Here is a 24139-nt window from a genome sequence, read left to right on the forward strand (position 1 = left end):
CTGGCCCCCAGCCACGTCCATTCGCCCGCGCTGTCGAGGCGGATGGCTGGCTGCACGTTTCCGGGCAGGTGCCAGCGGTGGATGGCGAGATCATTGTCGGCGGCATCGTCGAGCAGACTCACCAGACCATGAAGAACCTGATCGCGATTCTCGAAGAGGCCGGGTATGGCCTGGAAGATGTCGTGCGCGCCGGTGTGTGGCTGGACGATCCGCGTGATTTCAGCAGTTTCAACAAGGTTTTCGGCGAGTACTTCAAACCCGAGCACGCCCCGGCGCGAGCCTGTGTGCAGGCGAGCATGATGGTTGATTGCAAGGTCGAGATCGACTGCATCGCCTACAAGAAAAAGCCCTGATCACTCGCGCGTTTGCGCGTAAACGGTTACCTGACTGACGATGACCCTTGTAGGAGCTGCCGAAGGCTGCGATCTTTTGGCATTTTTGGAAGCGCCAGAAAGGCAAGATCAAAAGATCGCAGCTTGCGGCAGCTCCTACAGGGAATATTGAGTGAGTAATGACATGACCGAAGACACCATCAAACGCCGGGCCCGCGGTCTGGACCGGGCGTTCGATATCCTCGACTTCCTCAAGGAGATCGGCCAGCCGCTGCGCCCGAACGATATTGCCAACGGCATCGGCAGCCCGAAATCCACGGTCTACGAATTGGTTGCCTCGTTGCTGGAGCGACGGATTCTCGAGCCGGTGGGCAAGGACGGTCATGTCTATCTCGGCCGGCAGCTGTATTTCCTCGGGCAGGCGCATCTACGTCATTTCGACCTCAGTCGCGAAGCCGATCACGCCTTGCAGGAGATCGTCAGCCAGACCCATGAAACCGCGCAGATGTGCCTGCTCAACGGGCGCAAATACACGGTGGCGCTGATGAAGGAGGGAGAGCGGCATTTTCGCATCTCCTCCGATATCGGCGAAAACGCGCCGATCCCGTGGACGGCTTCCGGTCGCTTGCTGCTTGCACACTTGAGCGACCAGCAGATCATCGACCTGATCGACGAAGACGACTACATCCTGCCCGACGGCGAGCGCTTGCCGCTGGAACTGTTTCTGGCGCAAATCCGCCAGGCCGGCCTCGATGGATTTTTCTCTTTCGACAGTGTCGCCGACACCTTTACCCATTGCTTCGCCGCCCCGGTCAAAGACCGTAACGGCGTGGCCATCTGCACCTTGTGCATCGTCGCCCCACGGGCCGATGCGAAGAACAATTACAACGACTATCGCCGGGTGCTGATCGAGAGTGCCAACAGCCTCGCCCGGCGTATCAACGAATAACCGCGACCGCCTGCGGCCGCGAATGTGAGGAGTTCGACCATGACGACTGCCATCAATACTGCCGGGGAAAAAGGCGACGCCAGCATCGGCGCGCACCTGGCGCGAGACGTCAGCCTGCCCGCGCTGGTGCTGCATCGCGAAGCGCTGGAGCACAACATCCGCTGGATGCAAAGTTTTGTCAGCGACAGCGGCGCCGAGCTGGCGCCCCACGGCAAAACCAGCATGACCCCGGCGCTGTTCAAGCGTCAGCTCGACGCCGGCGCGTGGGGCATCACCCTCGCCAGCGCCACGCAGACCCGCGCAGCCTATGCCCACGGTGTGCGCCGGGTGCTGATGGCCAACCAACTGGTCGGCACGCCGAACATGGCACTGATTGCCGATCTGCTGGCCGATCCGTCATTCGATTTCTACTGCATGGTCGATCACCCGGACAACGTCGCCGCTCTCGGGGCGTACTTCGCTTCGCGCGGGGTCAAGTTGAACGTGATGATCGAGTACGGCGTGGTCGGTGGTCGTTGCGGTTGCCGCAGCGAGCAGGAAGTCATTGAACTGGCCAAGGCCATCAACGCCCAACCGGCGCTGGCCCTGACCGGCATCGAAGGTTACGAAGGGGTGATCCACGGCGATCACGCGGTCAGTGGCATTCGTGAATTCGCCGCCTCGCTGGTGCGCTTGGCCGTGCAGTTGCAGGACAGCGGCGCGTTTGCGATTGCCAAGCCGATCATCACTGCGTCGGGCTCGGCGTGGTACGACCTGATTGCCGAATCGTTCGAAGCGCAGAATGCTGGCGGACGCTTCCTCAGCGTCTTGCGTCCGGGCAGTTATGTTGCGCACGACCACGGGATCTATAAAGAAGCGCAGTGCTGCGTGCTCGATCGCCGCAGTGACCTGCAAGAGGGTTTGCGCCCGGCGCTGGAAGTCTGGGCACATGTCCAGTCGATGCCGGAGCCGGGGTTTGCGGTGATTGCTTTGGGCAAACGTGATGTCGCGTTTGATGCCGGATTGCCGGTGCCATTGCTGCGTTACAAGGCTGGCGTGGTGCCAGCGACGGGCGACGACGTCAGTGCCTGCAAAGTGACGGCAGTGATGGATCAGCACGCATTCATGACGGTGGCACCGGGCGTGACGTTGCGCGTTGGCGACATCATCTCCTTTGGGACGTCGCATCCGTGCCTGACGTTCGACAAGTGGCGCGTCGGTTTGCTGGTGGATGATCAACTGACCGTGGTCGAGCGCATGGAAACCTGTTTCTAAGGCCTGAGACCGCGTCGCACCCAATCGCTGGCAAGCCAGCTCCCACAGGGGCCGGGGGTTGATTGCTAATCCTTGTGGGAGCTGGCTTGCCAGCGATGGGGCCGTAACAGACACACGTGAATCCACAGAGACACCACAAGATGAACACCCTCAGCCCCTTGGGCCCCAACACCCCGCGCATCGCCCTGATCGGCGAATGCATGATCGAACTTCAGCAACGCGCCGACGGCAGCCTGCAGCAAAGTTTCGGCGGCGACACGCTGAACACGGCGGTGTATTTGTCCCGAGCCTTGGGCGACAAGGCGCAAGTCGACTACGTCACCGCGCTGGGCGATGACAGCTTCAGCGATGCCATGTGCCGGATCTGGACGGACGAAGGCATCGGCCTGACCCTGGTGCAACGCCTGCCCGGTCGCTTGCCGGGCTTGTATTGCATCCAGACCGACGCCAATGGCGAGCGGCGCTTCCTCTACTGGCGCAACGAAGCGGCGGTGCGCGACTGCTTTACCACACCGGCCGCCGAGCCGATCCTCGCCGCGCTGCCGGATTACGACGTGCTGTATTTCAGCGGCATCACCCTGGCGGTGCTCGGTGTGCAGGGCCGCGAGAAACTCATCCAGACCTTGATCGAAGCCCGTCAGCGCGATGCGCGGATCGTCTTCGACAACAACTACCGTCCACGTTTGTGGGCATCGGTGGAGGAGGCGCGGGCGGCGTATCGCAGTGTCTTGCCCTACGTCGACCTGGCTTTGCTGACGGTGGATGACGAACAGGCACTGTTTGGTTTTGCGGATTGCGAAGAGGTGTTTGCGACCTACGCGCAAATCGGCACGCCGGAAGTGGTGCTCAAGCGCGGCGCCGAGGCGTGTCTGATTTGCTGTGATGGCGAGGCGTTTGAAGTGCCGGCGCAGAAGGTTGCGAAGGTTGTCGACACCACGGCGGCGGGGGATTCGTTCAGTGCGGCGTATCTGGCAGCGCGCTTGATGGGCGGCAGTCCGGTAGAGGCTGCGCTGGCCGGACACCAATTGGCGAGTCAGGTGATTCAAGTCCCTGGCGCCCTGATCCCCAAGCAAGCAAAGCAATAACCCTGTAGGAGCTGCCGAAGGCTGCGATCTTTTGATCCTGATTTTGAACAACAAGATCAACAGATCGCAGCCTGCGGCAGCTCCTACATGGATTTGTCAGTCGCGGTAGAAGACTTGGACCAGGTGATACCCAAACTTGCTCTTGATCGGCCCATGCACCGTGCGCAGCGGTTTTTTGAAGATCACCGCATCGATCGCGCCGACCATTTGCCCCGGTCGCACTTCCCCCAGATCGCCGCCACGCTTGCCGGACGGGCAGGTGGAGAATTTTTTCGCCAGTACATCAAACGCTTCACCCTTGGCGATACGTTGTTTGAGCTGTTCGGCCTCTTCGGCGGTTTTCACCAGAATGTGGCGGGCTTGGGCTTTCATCGTGCGGTACCTGATAACGGGGTGACGGCGGGGCGCGGGATTATGCCTCAAGTCACGGGGTTTGGCTGATCATCGTGCGGATCTTGCTGGCCAGCAGCTCAATGGCAAAGGGTTTGGCGACCATGTCCATGCCGTCTTCTAGAAAACCCTGACGTTCGGCGGCTTTCTGCGCATAGCCGGTCATGAACAGCACTTTCAGCCCCGGCCGATGCTGGCGGGCAATCTCCGCCAGTTGCCGACCGTTCATGCCCGGCAAACCGACGTCGGTCACTAGCAGATCCACCCGCAGATTCGATTCCAGTAAGGGCAGGGCGGTTTTTGCGTCCTCGGCTTCGTACGCTTGATAACCCAGATCCTTGAGCAGATCGAGCACGAGCATGCGCACCGCCGGGTCGTCTTCGACCACAACCACGGTTTCACCGGTGGCGGCGGCCGTTGGCTGCTGGATAGGTTCGGCGGCCGGGCGTTCCGGCTCCAGGCCTTGCAACCGTGGCAAATACAGGCGCACGCAGGTGCCTTGCCCCGGCAGGCTGTCGAGGCTGACATGCCCGCCGGACTGCTGGGCAAAACCGTAAATCATCGACAGGCCCAGCCCGGTGCCCTGGCCAATCGGCTTGGTGGTGAAGAAAGGGTCGAAGGCCTTGGAGCGCACGGAAGGCGTCATGCCGGTGCCGTTGTCACTGACCGCGAGCATCAGGTAATCGCCGGCCTTGACCGGTTCCAGCGTGGTGATATCACTGCCATCAAGGTAGACGTTGGCCGTTTCGATCAGCAACTCGCCGCCGTCGGGCATGGCATCGCGGGCATTGATCACCAGATTGAGCAGGGCATTTTCCAGTTGACTGACGTCAGTGCTGACCGGCCATACCGGCTCGGCCAGGCGCAGTTCAAGTTCGATCGGGTCGCCCTTGGTGCGACGGATCAGATCCTCCAGCGAATGAATCAGCTCATTGACGTTGAGGGTTTTGCGATCCAGCGACTGGCGCCGCGAAAACGCCAGCAACCGATGGGTCAGTGCGGCGGCGCGATTGGCCGAGGACACCGCCGCTTCGGTAAAACGACCGATCTCATCGGCGCGGCCATTGGCGATATAGCGTTGCATCAGGTCCAGACTGCCGATGATCCCGGTCAACATGTTGTTGAAGTCATGGGCAATGCCACCGGTGAGCTGGCCGACGGCTTCCATCTTCTGCGCATGGCGCAGCGCGTCTTCGGCTCGCTCGCGTTCGAACATCTCGTTCTGCAGGCGTTGATTGGCCTGAGCCAGTTGTTCGGTCCGCGCGCTGACACGCTCTTCCAGCGTTTCGTTGAGATTGCGCAGCGCTTCTTCAGTCTTTTTGCGTTCGGTTTCGTCGATGACGAAGATATAGAAACCGTTCACCGCACCATCGGCGCCGTGACGCGGCAAATAATTCATCAAGGCATGGCGGTTGCTGCCATCGCGGTGCGGTGTGTAGAGGCTGAATGAGCAGGAGCGACCCGCCAGTGCCTCGGCAATGTAGGGCGCGCGCAGGAAGTAGGCTTCTTCGCCAATGACCTCGCGGATGGTGCGCCCATACAGCTCCTGCGGCGTCAGCCCGTACCAATCCAGGTAGGCGGCGTTGTTCAGGCGAAAACGTTCCTCGTGGTCGACGTAGCTGATCAGAATCGGCATGGCGTTGATGATCAACTGCAATTCGGTCTGACTCTGGCGCAGCGCCTGTTCCGTGTGTTTGCGCTCGGTCAGGTCCAGCGCGGCACCGAGGAAACGCATCGGCCGGCCATGATGATCCTTGTAGCAGCGGCCACGCGCGAACACCCAGCGCAACTCGCCATCGGCCTGCAGCAGGCGATATTCCTCGGCGTATTCGGTGCCATGCGTGATGCAATGCTTGATGCTGCGCGCAACCATCGCGCGGTCTTCGGGATGCACGCCTTGCAGGTAGTCGCTGATCGGCAACTGGCGCGCCTGCGCAGGATCGACTCCGTGCAACTGGGCGAAATGCGTATCGGCGATAAAACGGTCTTCGGCAATGTCCCAATCCCACGTGCCCACCGCATCGGTGGCGGCGAGGGCCAGTTGCAGGCGTTCTTCGCTTTCGCGTTGAGCCTTGAGGCTTTCTTCGGAACGTTGTTGCAGCTCCAGGGCGATGCGCCTGCGCTCGTTCGTCTCGATGGCCGTGACCAGAATCCCGGCGACTTGCGCGGTTTCGTCGCGGATCGGGCTGTAAGTCAGGTCCAGCCAGAAGTCCGACTCTTTGCCCTCACGCTGCAAAGTGAAGCGGCGTTCGGTGTAGGTGCGCACCTGACCTTGTAGGACGGCGCTGTAAATCGGGTCGGTAAAGTCTCGAAGTTCTGGCCATATCAGGTGCGCCGGTTGTCCGAAAGCGTGCGGATGCTTGTGGCCGGCGAGCATGGCGAAGCCGTTGTTGTAGATCTGCGTGAGTTGCGGCCCCCACAGCAACAGCATCGGCATCGGCGAGTGCAGCACGATGTCCACCGCGGTGCGCAGGCTTTGCGGCCACGCACTGGCACTGCCCAGCGGGCTGCGGCTCCAGTCGGTGCGGGCGATCAGCGTCAGCGCATCGTCGTTGGTGGGTACAGCGTTCATCACGTCAGTCCTGAGCATCGTTCGTTGAGGCGGCGTCTACAATCCTTGAGGACGGTAGACGCTCAATGTACCGCTGCGTCACCGCCGCGGGCCACGTCTGAATTTTTGCAAGCTTCGCGGGTGCTTTTTTGCCATGGAAATCGATGCATTGTTAACACGCCTGGCCAGCCAGCACGGCTCGGACCTGTTCCTGTCGACCGGGGCGCCACCCAGTGCACGTTTTCAAGGGGTGCTGACGCCGTTGAGCGAACAGTCGTTCAAGCCGGGCGAGGTCGCGGCCATCGCCAGTTCCCTGATGGACGCCGAACAGCGGCAGGAGTTCGACCGCGATCTGGAAATGAACCTGGCGATCTCGCGCGCCGGCATCGGCCGCTTTCGCGTCAACATTTTCAAGCAGCGCAATGATGTGTCGATTGTCATCCGCAACGTCAAGCTGGATATTCCGCGTTTCGAAGACCTCAAGTTGCCGCCGGTATTGCTCGACTCGGTCATGCTCAAGCAGGGCCTTATTCTGTTTGTCGGCGCCACCGACTCCGGCAAGTCGACGTCGCTGGCGGCGTTGATCGATCATCGCAACCGCCACAGCAGCGGGCACATCGTCACTATCGAAGACCCGATCGAATACATCCACCGCCATCGGCAGTCGATCATCAACCAGCGCGAAGTCGGTGTCGATACGCGCAGTTTCCATGCCGCGCTGAAAAACACCTTGCGCCAGGCGCCTGACGTTGTGCTGATCGGCGAAATCCGCGACCGCGAAACCATGGAGCATGCCCTGGCCTTTGCCGAAACCGGCCATCTGGTGCTGTCGACCCTGCACGCGAACAATGCCAATCAGGCGCTCGACCGAATCATCAATCTGTTTGCCGAAGAGCGGCGGCCGCAGTTGCTGCATGCCTTGGGCAATAACCTCAAAGCCTTTGTTTCGCAGCGCTTGGTGCGCACGCTGGACGGGCAACGACGCGCGGCAGTCGAAGTGATGCTGGGCACGCCGACCATTGGCGACCTGATCCGGCGCAATGAATTGGGTGAGCTCAAAGGCATCATGGAAAAATCCGCCGAACTGGGCATGCAGACTTTCGACGCGGCGCTGCACGCCTTGGTGGTGGAAGGCGTCATCAGCGAAGACGAAGCGCTCAAACATGCCGACTCGGTGAACAACCTGCGTCTGCGCCTGAAGTTGCAGGCCGATGCCACGCCAGCGCCACCCACTTCGGGTGAGTGGGGGCTGATGGATTGAGCGGCTTCAGTCGTTGAGTTCAGCGCGGTTGCGAAACTGCTCCAGTGCTTCGGGGTTGGCCAGTGCATCGGTGTTCTTGACCTTCTCGCCGTGCACCACGTTACGGACGGCCAGCTCAACCACCTTGCCGCTGATGGTGCGCGGAATGTCGGTCACCGCGACGATTTTTGCCGGCACATGCCGTGGCGTGGTGTTGGCGCGGATTACCTGGCGAATCTGTTGTTGCAGGGTTTCATCCAGTTCGATGCCGTCTGCAAGGCGCACGAACAACACCACGCGCACATCGTCTTGCCATTGTTGACCGATGGCCACGCTGTCCAGCACCTGCGGGACTTTATCCACCTGGCGATAGATTTCCGCCGTGCCGATGCGCACGCCGCCGGGATTGAGCACGGCGTCCGAACGGCCGTGGATCATCATGCCGCCATTGGGCAGTTGTTCGGCGTAGTCGCCCTGCGCCCAGACGCCGGGAAACAGGCTGAAATAGGATTGCCGCAACCGGCTGCCGTCGGCGTCGTTCCAGAGCCCGATGGGCATCGCCGGGAAATGCCGGGTACAGACCAGTTCGCCTTTTTCGGCGATCACCGGCTGGCCAGCGTCGTTCCACACTTCAACCGCCATGCCCAGACTCTTGCCCATGATTTCACCGCGACGGACCGGCGAGAGCGGGTTGCCGTTAACAAAGCACGAGACGATATCGGTGCCGCCGGACATCGAGGCCAGACAAACGTCAGGCTTGAGATCGCGATAAACGAAATCGTAGCTTTGCGGCGACAGCGCTGAACCGGTACACAGCAGGGTTTTCAGGCTGCTCAGATCATGGCTGTCGAGGGGTTTGACGTGGTTGGCTTCAAGGGTGGCGAGAAATTTCGGGCTGGTACCGAACACGCTGATGCGCTCGTCATCGATCAAGTCCAGCAACCGCGCGTTGTCCGGGTAAAACGGCGAGCCGTCGTACAGCACCACCGCGCTGCCGACCGCGAGCGCCGAGACCAGCCAGTTCCACATCATCCAGCCGCAAGTCGTGTAGTAAAACAAACGATCGCCGGGGCCAAGGTCGCAATGCAGGCCGTGTTCCTTGGCATGCTGCAGCAGCACGCCGCCGGTGCTGTGAATGATGCATTTGGGCACGCCGGTGGTACCGCTGGAATACAGCACATACAGCGGATGATTAAACGGCACTGGAACAAAGTGCGGTTCGCCAGCGGGCTCGTAGAAGTCGCCCCACAGGTGCACTTCGGCGTGCGTTCGGTAGTCGCCGATGCGCGCTTGCGCACGCGAGTAGGGCACGATGATCAGCTGTTGCAGTGACGGCAATTGCTCAAGGATTTCGTTGAGCTTCGTCGTTTGGTCGATGTCTTTGCCGGCATAGCGATAACCGGCGCAGGTGATCAGCACTTTCGGCTCGATCTGGCCGAAGCGATCAATCACCCCGTGGGTGCCGAAATCCGGGGAAGAGCACGACCAGATCGCGCCAAGGCTGGTAGTCGCCAACATCGCCACCAGGGTCTGCCAGGTATTGGGCATGCACGCGGCGACCCGGTCGCCGAGGCCAATCCCCGCCGCCTGCAGACTGACCTGGAACCCGGCGACGTGCTCGGCCAGTTCGGCCCACGTCAGTTGCTCACGCTGGCCATTTTCGCCGACAGCAATCACCGCGAGGGCATCGTCGCGACGGCGCAGCAGGTGTTCGGCGAAGTTCAGTGTTGCGCCCGGAAACCATTCGGCGCCGGGCATTGTTTCGCCCTCACGCAATACAGCGTCGGGCTGGGTGTGGAAGCGAATGTCGAAAAAATCGACGATGTCCTGCCAGAATTCCGAGCGTTGCTCGATGCTCCATTGGTGCAGCGCAGGGTAGTCGTCGAGTTTCAGCGAATGGCGCTGATTGACCGCGCGCCGGAACATGTCCATGCGCGAGTGGGCGATACGGTTGGCATCGGGTTGCCAGAGGATGTCGGACATTGATTGCCTCTTGTTTTCGGGTTCATGCACACGGCGCAGGTAATAGTGCCGGTTTTCTGTAGGCGTGAGCCTGCTCGCGATAGCGGCCTGCCAGTCACCGATGATGTTGACGCTCAACCCGCCATCGCGAGCAGGCTCACTCCTACAAAGGGCCGGGTTATTGGGCCAGCCAGCCGCCATCAATATTCCACGCGGCACCGCGTACCTGGCTGCCGGCCTCGCTGCACAGGAACAACACCAGTTCCCCCAGATGCTGCGGCGTGACGAACTCCAGCGACGGTTGCTTCTCGGCCAGCAAATCATGTTGCGCCTGCTGCGGATCAACGCCTTTGGCCGCACGATCGTCGATCTGTTTCTGCACCAGAGGCGTCAATACCCAGCCCGGGCAAATGGCGTTGCAGGTGACATTGCTGGTTGCAGTTTCCAGGCCGACCACCTTGGTCAGGCCGATCACCCCGTGCTTGGCGGCCACATAGGCGGCTTTGCCGGTCGAACCGACCTGGCCATGCACCGAGGCAATGTTGATGATCCGCCCCCAACCTTTGCTGCGCATGCCCGGCAGGCTCAGGCGGGTGCTGTGAAACACCGAAGACAGGTTGATCGCGATGATCGAGTCCCAGCGTTCTACCGGGAATTCTTCCACCGCAGCGACATGCTGGATGCCGGCGTTATTGACCAGAATGTCCACGCCGCCGAACTCGCGCTCGGCGTAAGCAATCATCTCGGCAATCTGCGCCGGGTCGCTGACGTCGGCCGGGTGGTGGCCGACCTTGCCGCCGAACTGACCGACGTCGGCGATCACCGCTGAAGCATCGCCGAAGCCATTGAGGATCAGGTTGGCGCCAGCCTTGGCCAGGCTCAACGCGATGCCCAGGCCAATGCCGCTGGTGGAGCCGGTTACCAGTGCGGTTTTGCCGGAAAGAGTGGTCATGAATACCTCACACAATGCCAGTGGCGTAGAAAGTGCCGATCACCACGAAAACCGCCAGGGTCTTGATCAGCGTAATACAGAAAATGTCTTTGTAGGCTTCGCGGTGGGTCAGGCCGGTCACCGCCAGCAGCGTAATCACCGCGCCGTTGTGCGGCAGGGTGTCCATGCCGCCGCTGGCCATGGCGGCGACGCGGTGCAGCACTTCCAGCGGAATGTTCGCGGCATGGGCGGCCGCGATGAATTGCTCGGACATGGCCGCCAGCGCGATGCTCATGCCGCCCGAGGCGGAGCCGGTGATACCGGCGAGCAAGGTCACGGTAACGGCTTCATTGACCAGTGGATTGGGAATGCCCTTGAGCCAGTCGGCCAGCACCAGAAAGCCTGGCAGCGAGGCAATCACCGCGCCGAAGCCGTATTCCGATGCAGTGTTCATTGCCGCCAGCAGTGCGCCGCTGACCGCGCTTTTGCTGCCTTCAGCGAGTTTGCTGCGGATGGCTTTGAAGCCGAACGCCAGCACCATCAAAATCCCGATCAACAAGGCTGCCTGCACCGCCCAGATCGCCGTGAGTTTGGCGATTTCAGTGGTGACCGGTGCGGCCATGCCCGGCAGCGCGAGGCTGTGCGTCTTGCCGTACCACTGCGGAATCCATTGGGTGAACAACAGGTTCATGATGCCCACCGCCAGCAACGGCGACAGAGCAATCCACGGGTTGGGCAGGGTCAGGTCTTCAGCCGTCTCCGGCTCGTTACGCAACTCTGTGCCGTAGCCTTCACCGACGCGTTGCGCCTTGTTGCGCTGACGCTGCAGGAACAGCATGCCGGCGCAGAACACGAAAATCGTGCCGATCACACCCAGCCATGGCGCTGCCCATGCGGTGGTGTTGAAGAACGTGCTGGGGATGATGTTCTGAATCTGCGGCGTGCCGGGCAGGGCGTCCATGGTGAAGGAAAACGCGCCCAGTGCGATGGTCGCCGGGATCAGGCGTTTGGGGATGTTGCTCTGGCGGAACATCTCGGCAGCAAACGGATACACCGCGAACACCACGACGAACAACGACACGCCGCCGTAGGTGAGCAAGGCGCAGACCAGCACGATCACCAGCATCGCCTGTTTGGTGCCGAGCAGGCGAATCGCCGCCGCGACAATCGAGCGTGAGAAACCGGACAGTTCGATCAGCTTGCCGAACACTGCGCCGAGCAGGAACACAGGGAAGTACAGCTTGATGAAACCGACCATTTTCTCCATGAACACCCCGGTGAAGGCAGGGGCAACCGCAGAAGGGTCAGTCAGCAGAACAGCGCCGAGGGCGGCAATCGGGGCAAAGAGGATAACGCTGTAGCCACGATAGGCCGCAAGCATCAGCAGCGCGAGGGCCGCCAAGGCAATGATCACACTCATGGTGTGTCTCTCCAGAATTGTTATTTTTGTGGTTGAAACGTTGTGGGAGAGGGCTTAGCGAGATTTGTGCCAGAACATTAAGCTATTGAAATATAAGGAGATAATTCGTTTCTGCGTGATCGGTTTACCCCTTTTGTCTCTTTTGGGAGACTTGAGTGGCCAAAAAAGATCGCAGCCTTCGGCAGCTCCTACATCGGAATTCGTGTAGGAGCTGCCGAAGGCTGCGATATTTTGATCTTCAATGGATATTCTCAATAAAGAGACCATGTCTCTTTTTCAGGAATCAGCAATCCCCAACGCCACCATTTTCTTGTACAACGTCGACCGCCCCAGCCCCAGACGAGCCGCTGCCTGCGGCACCTTGCCCGCGCATTGCGCCAGCGTCGACTGGATCAATTGCCGGTCAAACCGTTCCCGCGCCTGCGCAAATGTCTCATCGGCGGTGCGCTCAAGGGGCGGCGAGGCCGTACGTTCAACCGGGGTAAACGTGCCGATCGCCGCGCGAATGTCATTTTCCGTCAACATCAAGTCATCGCTGAGCAGCGCCGCACGCTCGAGCACATTGCGCAGTTCGCGGATGTTGCCCGGCCAGGCGTGCTGGCCGAGCAGCGCCAACGCATCGCGATGCAGTTCGTGCTGACTGCGCAACTCTTCGAGGATCGCTTCACTCAGTGCTGGCAAGTCATCAAGGCGCTCACGCAATGGCGGTACGTTGATCGGCAAGACATTGAGCCGGTAATACAAATCGGCGCGAAACTCACCGCGTTTGATGGCTGCCTGCAAATCTGTCGACGTCGCTGCGATCACCCGCACATCGCTCTGGATCACTTCATTGGAGCCTACGGGCTCGAACTCTTTTTCCTGCAACACACGCAGCAACTTGCTTTGCAGCGGTAAGGGCATGTCGCCGATTTCGTCGAGAAACAATGTGCCGCCCTGAGCAATCTGCAGTTTACCGGTGCGGCCCTTGCGATCAGCGCCGGTAAAGGCACCCGGTGCTGTACCGAAAAACTCCGCCTCCAGCAGTGCCTCGGGAATCGCTGCGCTGTTGATGCTGACAAAGGCTTTGTGCGCCCGTGGCGATGCGCTGTGAATGGCCTGAGCGAGCAACTCTTTGCCAGTGCCGGTTTCCCCCAGCAGCAAGACCGGTGACTCGGCACTGGCGCTGCGCCGGGCGCGGCGTTTGACTTCGAGGCTGGCAGCACTGGTGCCAATGAAATGAGCAAAATTATATTTGGTCTGCCGTGCGCGCAGCAGCGATCGAGTGGATGCCAGTTCTTCCTGCATGCTCAGGTAACGCTTGAGCATCGGCGACAGGGTGCGCAACTCATCGAACAGGGCAAAACCGATGGCCCCGATCACGCTGCCTGCGTCGTCGTGGATCGGCAGACGCATCACCACCAGTGGCTCTTTCGGGGTGTCTTGCATGTCCAGAAGAATGGGCCGGCCGCTGCGCACGACTTCGCGCAACAAACTGCCGGGGATCACGCTTTCGCAAGGCTTGCCGATCGCGCCAGCAGCGGATTCGAGGCCGAAACGACGGGCGTAACGCTCATTCATCCAGACGATGTTGGCATCGCGATCAACAATCACCGTGCCTTCACTCGACTGCTCGATGATCTCGAACAGCGAGCGGATCGCCAGGGTGCGTACCCGTTGGTAGTCCTTAAGGCTTTCGGTGGTGTTCATCTGGCGGCTGATCCGGAATTCAGGTTGTTAATGCGGGCCTCTTCGCTGGCAAGCCAGCTCCCACAGGGTCTCGGTCGTTCACAAATGTTGTGTACAGCGCAGCCCCTTGTGGGAGCTGGCTTGCCAGCGATGGCCGCGATTCGGTTTCAGGTCGATTGGCGATTATGCCTACCCCGGATGCGCCGCCGCCAACAGCTCTTTGGTATACGGATGCTGCGGCGAATCGAACACGTCGTGGCTCGGGCCGCGTTCAACCACCTTGCCGTCCTTGATCACGATCATGTCGTGCGCCAATGCGCGCACCACCGCCAGGTCGTGGCTGATGAACAGATAGGTCAAACCGTACTTTTCCTGCAACTGGCGGAGAAGGGCGACCACTTGTTTCTGTACCGTGCGATCCAGCGCCGACGTAGGTTCATCGAGCAATATCAACGCCGGTTTCAGCACCAGCGCACGGGCGATGGCAATGCGTTGCCGCTGGCCGCCGGAAAATTCGTGGGGGTAGCGATGGCGGCTGTCCGGGTCGAGGCCGACCTCCTTGAGCACCCGAATCACTTGCTCGTCGCATTCGTCCGCCGTCGATTCACAGTGCACCTCAAGGCCTTCACTGATGATCTGCGCCACCGACATACGTGGGCTGAGGCTGCCGAACGGGTCCTGAAACACCACCTGCATTTGCCGGCGCCACGGCCGCAGTTGTTTCTGATTGAGACCGTCGAGAGCTTCACCCTGGAAGCGGATGCTGCCTTCGGAGTCGAGCAGACGCAGGATCGCCTGGCCCAGTGTCGACTTGCCCGACCCGGATTCGCCAACGATACCCAGCGTCTTGCCGCGCTGGATGTTCAGGCTGATGCCGTCCACCGCACGCAGGTATTGCTTGCGCTGAAACAGCCCGCCACCGACGACAAATTCGACGCGCAGATCATCGACTTCGAGCACGTTTTCGCGCTCATCGCGGGGCAGGGCTTCGCCTTCCGGCTCGGCATTGAGCAACACGCAGCTATAGGGGTGTTTAGGTTCGGTAAACAGGGTTTCACACGGTGCCTGCTCGACGATCTCGCCCGCCTTCATCACGCAGACGCGCTGGGCGATGCTGCGCACCAGATTGAGGTCATGGCTGATCAACAGCAGCGACATGCCGAGCCTTTGTTGCAAGGATTTTAGCAACAGCAGAATCTTGCGCTGTACCGTCACATCGAGCGCCGTGGTCGGCTCGTCGGCGATCAACAGCTCTGGCTCGCAGGCCAGTGCCATGGCGATCATCACCCGTTGCCGCTGCCCACCGGACAACTGATGCGGATAAGCCTTGAGCCGTTCTGCCGGTTTCTGGATGCCGACCAATTGCAGCAATTCAAGAATACGCAACTGCGCCGCTTTGCCACCGAGGCCGCGATGGAGCAAGAGGGTTTCGCCAATCTGCTTTTCGATGGTGTGCAGTGGGTTGAGCGAGGTCATCGGTTCTTGAAAAATCATCGCGATGCGGTTCCCGCGCAACTCGCGCAGCACCTTCGGATCGGCCCCCACCAACTCCTCGCCACGGTAACGAATGCTGCCAGTGGTGAGAGCGTCGCACTCGGGCAGCAATTGCAGGATCGAATGCGCCGTCACCGATTTGCCCGACCCCGATTCGCCGACCAATGCCAGGCATTCGCCCGGGCGAATGTCCAGACACAGGTTGCGCACCACGGTCTGGCCATGGAAGGCAACGCTGAGGTCACGGATTTCGATCAGGTTGTCAGTCATCTTCAATCTCGGTTTCAAGAGCGTGGGTCGAAGGCGTCACGCAACGCTTCGCCGATAAACACCAGCAACGAAAGTATCAATGCCAGGGTGAAAAACGCTGTCAGCCCAAGCCATGGCGCCTGCAGGTTTTGTTTACCCTGACCAATCAGTTCGCCGAGCGAGGCGCTGCCGGCAGGCATGCCAAACCCGAGGAAATCCAGCGCGGTGAGGGTGGAAATCGCTCCGGTCAGAATGAACGGCAAATAGCTCAGCGTCGCGTTCATGGCGTTGGGCAGGATGTGGCGGACAATCACTTTGCGGTCCGTCAGACCCAGCGCACGCGCAGCTTTGACGTATTCCAGATTACGCCCGCGCAGAAATTCGGCGCGGACCACATCCACCAGCGCCAGCCAGGAGAACAGCGCCATGATGCCCAGCAGCCACCAGAAGTTGGGCTCGACAAATCCGGAGAGGATGATCAGCAAGTACAGCACCGGCAATCCCGACCAGACCTCAAGCAAACGCTGCCCGAGCAGGTCAACCCAGCCGCCGTAATATCCTTGCAGCGCGCCCGCGGCGATGCCGATCAATGCGCTGACAAACGTCAGCATCAAGGCAAACAGAATCGACACCCGCGCGCCGAAAATCACCCGCGCCAGCACATCCCGTGCCTGATCGTCGGTACCCAGCCAGTTCACCGCCGTGGGCGGGCTCGGCGCAGGTTTGTTGAGTTCGTAGTTTGGCGTGTCGTCGCTGAAAGGAATCGGTGGGAACAGCAGCCAGCCGCCGTCCTTGCGTATCAGGCTCTGCACATAATCACTGCGGTAGTCGGCCTGGAAGGGCAGTTGCCCGCCGAATTCCTGTTCCGTGTGGCGCTTGAACACCGGGAAGTACCACTGACCTTGATAACTGACCATCAGTGGCTTGTCATTGGCGATCAACTCGCCACCCAGCGTCAGCAGGAACAGGCCAATGAACAGCCACAACGACCACCAGCCACGACGGTTTTTCTTGAAGCGCTCAAAGCGGCGTCGGCCCAACGGCGAGAACTTGAGCATCAGGCGTTCCTCGCGGCAAAGTCGATACGCGGGTCAACCAGCGTGTAGCACAGGTCGCCGATCAGTTTTATCAGCAGGCCGAACAGGGTGAAGATGAACAGCGAGCCGAACACCACGGGGTAGTCGCGTGACACCGCCGCTTCGTAGCTCATGCGTCCGAGGCCGTCGAGGGAGAAGATCACTTCGATCAGTAACGAGCCGGCGAAAAACACACTGATGAACGCCTGCGGAATGCCTGATACCACCAGCAGCATGGCGTTGCGAAACACGTGGCCGTACAGCACACGACGTTCACTCAAGCCTTTGGCCCGGGCCGTCACCACGTATTGGCGGGTGATCTCGTTCAGGAACGAGTTTTTCGTCAGGATTGTCAGTGTCGCGAAACCGCCAATCACCAGTGCCGTAACCGGCAACACCAGGTGCCAGAAGTAATCGGCGATCTTGCCCAGGGTCGACAGCGATTCGAAGTTGTCCGAGACCAGTCCACGCACCGGGAACCAGTTCAGCGAAGTGCCACCGGCAAACACCACGATGAGGAACATCGCAAACAGAAACGCCGGCATCGCGTAACCGATGATGATCGCCGTGCTGCTCCAGATGTCGAAATGACTGCCGTGATGCACCGCTTTGCGGATGCCCAGCGGAATCGACACCAGGTACGTGATCAGCGTCGCCCACAGTCCAAGGGAAATGGTCACCGGCATTTTTTCCAGTATCAGGTCGGTGACTGTGGCGCCGCGAAAGAAGCTTTTGCCAAAGTCCAGTTGCGCATAGTTTTTCAGCATCAGCCACAGGCGTTCGTGCGCCGGTTTGTCGAAGCCGTATTGCTTTTCGATGTCCTTGATCAGTTGCGGATCAAGGCCTCGGCTGGCGCGTGACGTGTTGCTCGTGGTTTCACTCGCGCCGCCCCCGACATTCGTCCCGCCGATGCCTTGCAGATGAGCAATGGCCTGTTCGACCGGGCCGCCGGGCGCCGCCTGGATGATGACGAAATTGACCAGCAGAATGATCACCAGTGTCGGAATGATCAGCAGCAGGCGCCGCAGTATGTAACCCCACATCAGTGCGGTCCTCCGGGTCTGCCAAGGCCGATTTTCTCGGCCGTCATCTGCTGGTTGGTCAGCGGTGTGCTGCTGATTTCCCACCAGCTCTCGATGGCTTCGTCATTGCTGGCCTGAACCGACGGAATGCCGAACCGGTTCCACCAGACCGTCGAGGTGCCCGGCGGATAATAATTGGGGATCCAGTAGTAGTTCCATTGCAGCACCCGGTCCAGCGCATGGGCGTAGTGGAGCATGTCGGACTGGGTCGAGGCGCGGATCAGGCCGTTGATCAGGGTGTCGACGGCTGGGTTTTTCAACACCATATAGTTGTTGGCGCCCGGGTCGTTGGCCGACGCCGAGCCGAAGTAATTGAGCAATTCGCCGCCCGGCGAAGTGGTCACCGGGTAACCGGTGACGATCATGTCGTAGTCGCGGCTCATCAGGCGATTGACGTATTGCGAGGAGTCGATGCGGCGGATATTGAGGTCGATACCGATCTGTTTCAACGTACGTTTGTAAGGCAGCAGCAGGCGATCCATGCCGTTCTGGCTGACCAGAAACGTGAAACTGAGCGGCTCGCCCTCAGCGTTCACCAGTTGATCGCCGTCAGGTTTCCAGCCAGCCTGTTCGAGCAGTTCGAGTGCTTGCAGCTGTTTGTCACGGATCAAGCCGCTGCCATCGGTCTTCGGCGCCTTGAAAACTGTGCTGAACACTTCGTCAGGCACCTGGCCGCGCAGCGGTTCAAGGATTTTCAGTTCTGCCGCATCGGGCAACTCTCGGGCAGCCAGATCGGTGTTGGAAAAGTAGCTCTGCTGGCGGATGTACAGATTGCGCATCATCTGCCGGTTGCTCCATTCGAAATCCCAGAGCATCGCCAGTGCCTGACGCACTCGGCGGTCCTGGAACATCGGTTTTTGCAGATTGAACACAAAACCCTGGGCCGATTGCGGCGCCTCGGTGGCCAAGTGGGCTTTTTGCAGGCGCCCGTCACTCAGCGCCGGGCTGTCGTAGCCAATCGAGTAGCCGGTGGCGGAAAACTCTCGGTTGTAGTCATAAGCGCCGCCGCGCAGCACCTGGCGCGCGACGTCGGTGTCACCGAAGTATTCGATGCTGAAGTGATCGAAGTTGTAGAGACCACGGCTGACCGGCAGGTCTTTACCCCACCAGTCGGGATTGCGCTCGAACGTAATGCTGCGCCCTGAGTCGATCTTGCCGACCCGGTAAGGGCCGCTGCCCAGCGGTGCCTCGTAACCGCCGCCGCTGGCGAAGTCGCGGCTTTTCCACCAGTGCTCGGGAAACACCGGCAATGTCGCGATGTCCAGTGGCAGCGTGCGGTTTTCGTTGCTCTTGAAGTCGAAGCGGACCGTCAACGGTGCTTCGACCTCGACGCCTTTGACGTCGGCGAACTGCGTGCGGTAGCGCAGGCTGCCCTGAGTCATCAGCAGATCGTAGGTGTAGCGCACGTCTTCGGCGGTGATCGGCTTGCCGTCGGCGAAACGTGCCTTGGGGTTGATGAAGAAACGCAGCGACAGACCGTCGTCCGAACGCTCCATTTTCTGTGCGACCAGACCATAGACGGTGTACGGTTCGTCCATCGAGCGCTGGGCCAGCGGGGAATACAGCATGCCGTCGATCTGGGTGACGCCGATGCCTTTGTCTATATAAGGAAGGACATGGTCGAAGTGACCGATTTCGATCGCCGATCGACGCATCGTCCCGCCCTTGGGCGCTTGCGGATTGGTGTAGGCGAAGTGACTGAATCCGGCGGGGTACCTTGCCGGTTCGCCATAAACGGTCAACGCATGTTGCGGTGTCGCGTTCACACCGGCGGCGCCCAGGAGCAGAGCCACGGCAGTGAACATCAATGTGGGGAAAGCCAGTCGCATTGTCAGCCTTAAAGCCGGGTGATCGATAAGCGTAATTTGTACGCGAGCAGCGCTCCGGTCGCCAGCCGTATCGTGTAACTGAAACACAGCGGCCCACCAAATGGCGGGCCGCTGCTGCTTCCATCAGGACACGGAATCAGTCCTGGCGGCTGGTAACTTCCAGCAGGTGATAACCGAACTGGGTTTTCACCGGACCCTGTACGACGTTGATCGGTGCGCTGAATACGACGGTGTCGAATTCCTTGACCATCTGGCCTGGGCCGAACGAGCCCAGATCACCGCCCTGACGGCTGGATGGGCAGGTGGAGTTGCTCTTGGCCACTTCGGCGAAGTCGGCACCGGCTTCGATTTGAGCCTTGAGTTCGTTGCACTTGTCTTCGCTGGAAACCAGGATGTGGCGGGCAGTGGCTTTAGCCATGGGGAAACTCTCCAATCTATTTCAGTAAAGTGTGGAGCCTACCGGATTCAGTGGGCGATTTCTCGGCAAAGTTCCCTTGCATGTATCGCGTTGGCCCTAGAGTTCTGCTGCTTGCAGGCGATAGGCGTGCTCTACATAGAGGTCAATCGGATTCGGCGTGACTGCACCTACTGTCGTCGTGCCGCGCAGACTCGACAGATGGTCAAGAGGCAGGTCCGAACGGATTACTTCGCCCAAGTGGGAGCTGAAACGGCCGACAAGTCCATCGTTTTGCCCGGCTTCTTTATCGAAGTGCCTGGAAAGTGCCCTGCAAATGATATTGCCCGGGTCAAGGGTGTGCGAGCCGTGATCGGCGAGGATTCCGCTCCAGGAATAATAGCGAACGCCGTTGACCAGGGTCGGTCCATGCCCGCCCCACGTGTCGGGTAAACCTTGCGGGTATTTATCATTGAATCGGCCTACGCCTTCGCTCGTCAGGGCGTTGAGCGCCGCCACTGCATGTTGCGGCAGCAGCAGGCTGCCACTGAGCAGGACCAGAAAATCTGCAAACAGCGTGGCTACGTTGTTGGCAATATGCTCCGGCAATCGCCCGGGGATGAGTGCCTGACGCAGAGTGTCGGCCACTTCGGAGCCCTGATTGGGTCCGCTGACCGAAGTCACTGACGCGACGTTGTGTGGGGCAAGCGCAGCAGCATAACGCGCGGTGAGTGCGCCTTGACTGTGTCCGATCAGGTTGACTTTGTCGGCACCTGTGCCTTTGAGCACACGATCAATTTGCAGCAATAACTGTTCTCCGCGGACTTCGTTGTCATGAGCCGCTGAGAGATGTGGCACAAACACTCGGCTGCCCGCCGCTACGAGTGCCTTGCGAACCTCATGGAAGAGTTCGAAGTGGCCAATGCGCTCGAATCCGAACAGACCATGGATCAATAGGATCGGGTAGTGCGTTGTGGCATTCCGTTGCATGCTATTTACCTTATCGCAGAGGTTCTCGGTGAGATCTGCGGGCCACTCTAAAACAGTCATTCACTCGGCGAAGTACGAAGAGGCTTCAGATGCTGTTTGAATCTGGATCAGTGGATGTACGAAATTTCGGATAATGCTGAGATCCACCTCCGAATGTGCCGCCGTCTACTGCTGGTTTTGAGGTGTTTTTCAGTTGTTTGCCTACCTTGCTGGCAGTATTTGCCCCGCGTACTTAGCGCTTTGGCTGACATCCTGGCGTTGCGCAATAGCGTTCAATAGGGCTGTCGACGCGGTCATTGAAGACGGCGTTTTTTCCAAGGAATGGAGGCATCGATGACTCTGTATGAGGCACACTCGAAAATACCGTCAACGCAGCAGAACGGTGGAGCGTCAGGCGCCACACCGGATGGTCGGATTTCACTCAATGGTCGGGGGCGGCTGAGTTTCAAGGTCGATGAGACAACTCTGGAGTTTTGCTATCAGGCAGGTGAAGGCATTGATATCCGTGCGGCAACCGTACGCTTGCCAGTACCTTCCCTCGATGCTGTCACGGATGCCGCACTGGATCCCTCTTTGAAAAGAGTCATTGCACGGATTGCGCCTTATCCGGGCATGGCTTGCGGTGACAAGCTATTGCTGCACTGGGAAGGGCTGGATATTGATGGTTTCACTTATCATCACGAGGTGTCCCGCTTCATCAGTGAAGAGCAAGTAGGCAAGGACGTTGTATTCGTTATCAAGGGTGTTCACGTCGCAGCGCTGGATGGCGGGTCACTGGAAATCTACTGGACGCTTTACAGTGCGACGTGCGCTGAACCTGCTGTTTCGGAACGTGTGCAAATGGATGTCGGGGATGTTCGGACTCATTTGCTTGCGCCTTGCGTCGACGACACGGTCGGCGGTGTTCTGGATCCCGAAAGATTCCCCGACGGTGCACGGGTCAGCCTGCAGCCATACGCACGGATGGCAGCAGGCGATCGAGTCCTGCTGAGCTGGCAAGGTGCGCCGAACAATGGATTTGAAGATGCGTTGACCGTTGCGGCCTATGCGGTGGGGGAAGCGCTGTCGTTCTGGCTCCCGCCTGAATGTTTCGTTGCGCACCTTGGCAGTGAGGCGATCGTCCGATATCGGGTTGAATCGAAAGGCGGCGAAGCGCGCGACTCCGAGTCCGCGAAAGTGGTTATCGCGTCGCTGATTCGCGGAAGATTGGCTGCGCCGGACGTATTGGAGGCTCAAGACGGCATTCTGGATATAGCGGATTCTACCGACGGTATTACCGTGGTGATCGGCAATGCTCAGGCACAGGCAGGAGAGTTGGTCTATCTGAAGTGCGATGGAGATTTCTTCAATCACCGCGACGATAGGGAAATCACCCGCGACTCGGCGGGACAGCCGCTGGTGTTTATCGTCCCTCATCGTTTTTGGCGTGAGCATCAGGGGTCGACAGTGCGCATCGCCTATTCGGTGGAGCGAACGGACGATGTCAGTCAGGTATCCGAGGTGACGCAGGTGCACGTGGAGTAACGTTCTGTGCTTCCGGCGCCCTATGCGCCGGAAGTCTGATCTTCACTTCAGCGCTGGTTTTGGTTTTTCAGGCGGTGTGCGGCATCCAGCAACAAGCGTTCTGTCGCGTTGAAGCCGAGGCATCCATCGGTAATGGAGACGCCGTATTGCAGCGATGGCTTCAGTGGTTGGCAACCTTCGAACAGGTGTGACTCGATCATCATGCCGATCAGCGAATGATCGCCCCGCAGGCGTTGCTCCAGCACATCGTTGAAGACGGCCGGTTGGCGCAAAGGGTCTTTGCCGCTGTTGGCGTGACTGCAATCAACCATGATCCGGCTCGGAATTTTCAGTCGGGCGAGCTCGGCGCTGATTTTTTCGACGCTTTTTCGATCGTAGTTAGGGCCCTGATGGCCTCCACGCAGCACCAAGTGGGTGTCCGGGTTGCCGGTTGACTGAATGATTGCCGGATGACCTTGGCTGTCGACACCGAAATGCCTGTGTGGATGGGCTGCTGAACGCATTGCATCGACTGCGATGGCCACGCCACCGTCGGTACCATTTTTGAAGCCGACGGGCATGTTCAATCCGCTGGCCATCTCGCGGTGAATCTGGGATTCGGTTGTACGGGCGCCGATGGCAACCCAGCTCAACAGGTCATCGAAGTAACCGGCAGCCATGGGTTGCAGCAGTTCGGTAGCGACGGGGAGGCCCAGGTGGATCATTCCCAGCATCAGTTCACGGGACAGCGTCAGGCCGGCCGCCATGTCGTCACTGCCATCAAGGTGGGGGTCGTATGCCAGGCCTTTCCAGCCAACCGTCGTTCGCGGTTTTTCGACATAGGCGCGCATGACCAGCAGCATTTCATCACTGACTTGATCGGCGAGTCGGGCGAGTTTGCCGGCGTATTCGAGGGCGGATTTTGGGTCATGGATCGAGCAAGGACCAACGATCACCAGCAGGCGTGGATCTTGTCCATCGAGAATCGCCCGAGCCGCCTGGCGGTGGGCGGCGACCTGCAGGGTCAGGGCATTGCTCAGGGGCAATTGCTGCTTGAGTTGCAGCGAACTCGGCAGACGTAACGTCAGTGCCTCGTTGGCGCAGTCGAGGGTAGACAGTGGCAAAGCAGAAACGGAGGAGTTCATATTCGGTCTTCCTGGGCTGGAGGCGGGGGCTTCCCGCGCACTCGGCCCTACTGGGGTGTTCGACAATTGGCCGTATGGGCTGCGTGTGTGTGCTTGCCACCTGTGGGTGACCGATCGGAGGCGGCAGGCTGTCCCGAGCGGAGGCTGGTAAATCGCCAGGCGGAAAAAATGTCGTAACGGTAATAAGTGGCGTAGTTCATTGGGTGATTCCTCAAATTGTCTGGAGTGTTGCTAAAAAGTTTGGGCCTGAAAAAACAAAACCCCCGGTCGGGAGGCCGACCGGGGGTTGAGAATTCTCTGGTGGCGACCCGTTTTTATGGGCGCCGTGTGGGTATCAGGCGCGCCAGTGGCTAAACCAATACCCAAAATAAAAGCTGGCAGGAGCGCAAACGCCATTCAAACGCGCAGCCGCAACCGAGCGCAGTGCGCTGGCCGTCAGAAGCTGTGGTAGGGCGTTGAACATGATCTGTCTCCGATGAATGCGCCGAGCTTACTAGAGGCCGATACGCCACAGCAATCAGAAAATGCTATGGCATGCGCATTAATCTGCCTATCGCTTGAGTGCTGAGCACGGTGTGACACACTCTGTGTTTTG

At 59.7% G+C, this 24139-nt stretch carries 19 protein-coding genes; 6 read left to right on the forward strand and 13 right to left on the reverse strand.

The annotated features are described in order from the left end of the window. From PMI37_RS09025 to PMI37_RS09040, 4 genes are all read left to right on the forward strand, one after another. Nucleotides 1–353: RidA family protein (locus PMI37_RS09025; RefSeq protein ID WP_008080128.1), on the forward strand; the 353-nt coding region annotated here is incomplete at its 5' end. 163 nt (nt 354–516) lie between these two features. Continuing rightward, entirely contained in the window at nt 517–1281 is a 765-nt protein-coding gene (locus tag PMI37_RS09030) for an IclR family transcriptional regulator (protein ID WP_008080131.1), read from the forward strand. Between the two features lie 39 nt (nt 1282–1320). Beyond that, nucleotides 1321–2535, forward strand: a complete 1215-nt coding sequence (locus tag PMI37_RS09035; RefSeq protein WP_008080133.1) for an amino acid deaminase — start codon at nt 1321–1323, stop codon at nt 2533–2535. Between the two features lie 140 nt (nt 2536–2675). Then, nucleotides 2676–3620 (forward strand): sugar kinase, encoded by a 945-nt coding sequence (locus PMI37_RS09040; protein WP_008080134.1) that lies wholly within the window; start codon nt 2676–2678, stop codon nt 3618–3620. Between the two features lie 96 nt (nt 3621–3716). On the opposite strand, the gene PMI37_RS09045 is transcribed toward PMI37_RS09040, so the two are convergent. Both PMI37_RS09045 and PMI37_RS09050 read right to left on the reverse strand, forming a co-directional pair. Then, nucleotides 3717–3992 carry a peptidylprolyl isomerase gene (locus PMI37_RS09045; RefSeq protein WP_007912322.1) on the reverse strand — a complete coding sequence of 92 codons (276 nt, stop codon included), beginning with the start codon at nt 3990–3992 and terminating at the stop codon, nt 3717–3719. A gap of 52 nt (nt 3993–4044) precedes the next feature. Then, nucleotides 4045–6582 (reverse strand): PAS domain-containing hybrid sensor histidine kinase/response regulator, encoded by a 2538-nt coding sequence (locus tag PMI37_RS09050; protein ID WP_008080135.1) that lies wholly within the window; start codon nt 6580–6582, stop codon nt 4045–4047. Nucleotides 6583–6715: 133 nt separating this feature from the next. Between PMI37_RS09050 and PMI37_RS09055 the strand changes: the two genes are divergently transcribed. Continuing rightward, nucleotides 6716–7822: a PilT/PilU family type 4a pilus ATPase gene (locus PMI37_RS09055; RefSeq protein ID WP_008080136.1), complete on the forward strand. Its 1107-nt coding sequence runs from the start codon at nt 6716–6718 to the stop codon at nt 7820–7822. A gap of 6 nt (nt 7823–7828) precedes the next feature. On the opposite strand, the gene PMI37_RS09060 is transcribed toward PMI37_RS09055, so the two are convergent. The 10 genes from PMI37_RS09060 to PMI37_RS09105 form a co-directional block, all read right to left on the reverse strand. Then, nucleotides 7829–9784: an acetoacetate--CoA ligase gene (locus tag PMI37_RS09060; protein ID WP_008080139.1), complete on the reverse strand. Its 1956-nt coding sequence runs from the start codon at nt 9782–9784 to the stop codon at nt 7829–7831. 157 nt (nt 9785–9941) lie between these two features. Further along, complete coding sequence (gene hbdH / locus PMI37_RS09065; RefSeq protein ID WP_008080141.1) at nt 9942–10715, reverse strand: 3-hydroxybutyrate dehydrogenase; 774 nt, start codon at nt 10713–10715, stop codon at nt 9942–9944. 7 nt (nt 10716–10722) lie between these two features. Continuing rightward, complete coding sequence (locus PMI37_RS09070) at nt 10723–12114, reverse strand: GntP family permease (RefSeq protein WP_008080142.1); 1392 nt, start codon at nt 12112–12114, stop codon at nt 10723–10725. A gap of 276 nt (nt 12115–12390) precedes the next feature. Continuing rightward, nucleotides 12391–13803, reverse strand: a complete 1413-nt coding sequence (locus PMI37_RS09075; protein WP_008080144.1) for a sigma-54 interaction domain-containing protein — start codon at nt 13801–13803, stop codon at nt 12391–12393. Nucleotides 13804–13971: 168 nt separating this feature from the next. Continuing rightward, nucleotides 13972–15546 (reverse strand): ABC transporter ATP-binding protein, encoded by a 1575-nt coding sequence (locus PMI37_RS09080; RefSeq protein ID WP_008080147.1) that lies wholly within the window; start codon nt 15544–15546, stop codon nt 13972–13974. 14 nt (nt 15547–15560) lie between these two features. Next, nucleotides 15561–16583: an ABC transporter permease gene (locus PMI37_RS09085; RefSeq protein WP_008080148.1), complete on the reverse strand. Its 1023-nt coding sequence runs from the start codon at nt 16581–16583 to the stop codon at nt 15561–15563. Continuing rightward, a complete protein-coding gene (locus PMI37_RS09090) occupies nt 16583–17644 on the reverse strand; it encodes a microcin C ABC transporter permease YejB (protein ID WP_008080149.1) in 1062 nt (353 codons plus the stop codon). Before PMI37_RS09090 ends, PMI37_RS09085 begins: the two co-directional genes overlap by 1 nt. After that, entirely contained in the window at nt 17644–19512 is a 1869-nt protein-coding gene (locus PMI37_RS09095; protein WP_008080150.1) for an extracellular solute-binding protein, read from the reverse strand. Before PMI37_RS09095 ends, PMI37_RS09090 begins: the two co-directional genes overlap by 1 nt. Before the next feature lie 136 nt (nt 19513–19648). Further along, nucleotides 19649–19930 carry a peptidylprolyl isomerase gene (locus PMI37_RS09100; RefSeq protein ID WP_008080151.1) on the reverse strand — a complete coding sequence of 94 codons (282 nt, stop codon included), beginning with the start codon at nt 19928–19930 and terminating at the stop codon, nt 19649–19651. A 96-nt stretch (nt 19931–20026) separates the two neighbouring features. Continuing rightward, the gene (locus PMI37_RS09105) at nt 20027–20896 is read right to left on the reverse strand and encodes an esterase/lipase family protein (RefSeq protein WP_008080153.1); all 870 of its coding nucleotides are present in this window, start codon (nt 20894–20896) and stop codon (nt 20027–20029) included. Nucleotides 20897–21229: 333 nt separating this feature from the next. On the opposite strand from PMI37_RS09105, the gene PMI37_RS09110 reads away from it, so the two are divergent. After that, nucleotides 21230–22420 carry a hypothetical protein gene (locus tag PMI37_RS09110; protein WP_008080154.1) on the forward strand — a complete coding sequence of 397 codons (1191 nt, stop codon included), beginning with the start codon at nt 21230–21232 and terminating at the stop codon, nt 22418–22420. A gap of 47 nt (nt 22421–22467) precedes the next feature. On the opposite strand, the gene PMI37_RS09115 is transcribed toward PMI37_RS09110, so the two are convergent. Continuing rightward, the gene (locus tag PMI37_RS09115; RefSeq protein ID WP_008080155.1) at nt 22468–23544 is read right to left on the reverse strand and encodes a 3-deoxy-7-phosphoheptulonate synthase; all 1077 of its coding nucleotides are present in this window, start codon (nt 23542–23544) and stop codon (nt 22468–22470) included. Nucleotides 23545–24139 lie beyond the last annotated feature (595 nt).

The organism is Pseudomonas sp. GM80, assembly GCF_000282515.1.
Taxonomy (GTDB): Bacteria; Pseudomonadota; Gammaproteobacteria; order Pseudomonadales; family Pseudomonadaceae; genus Aquipseudomonas.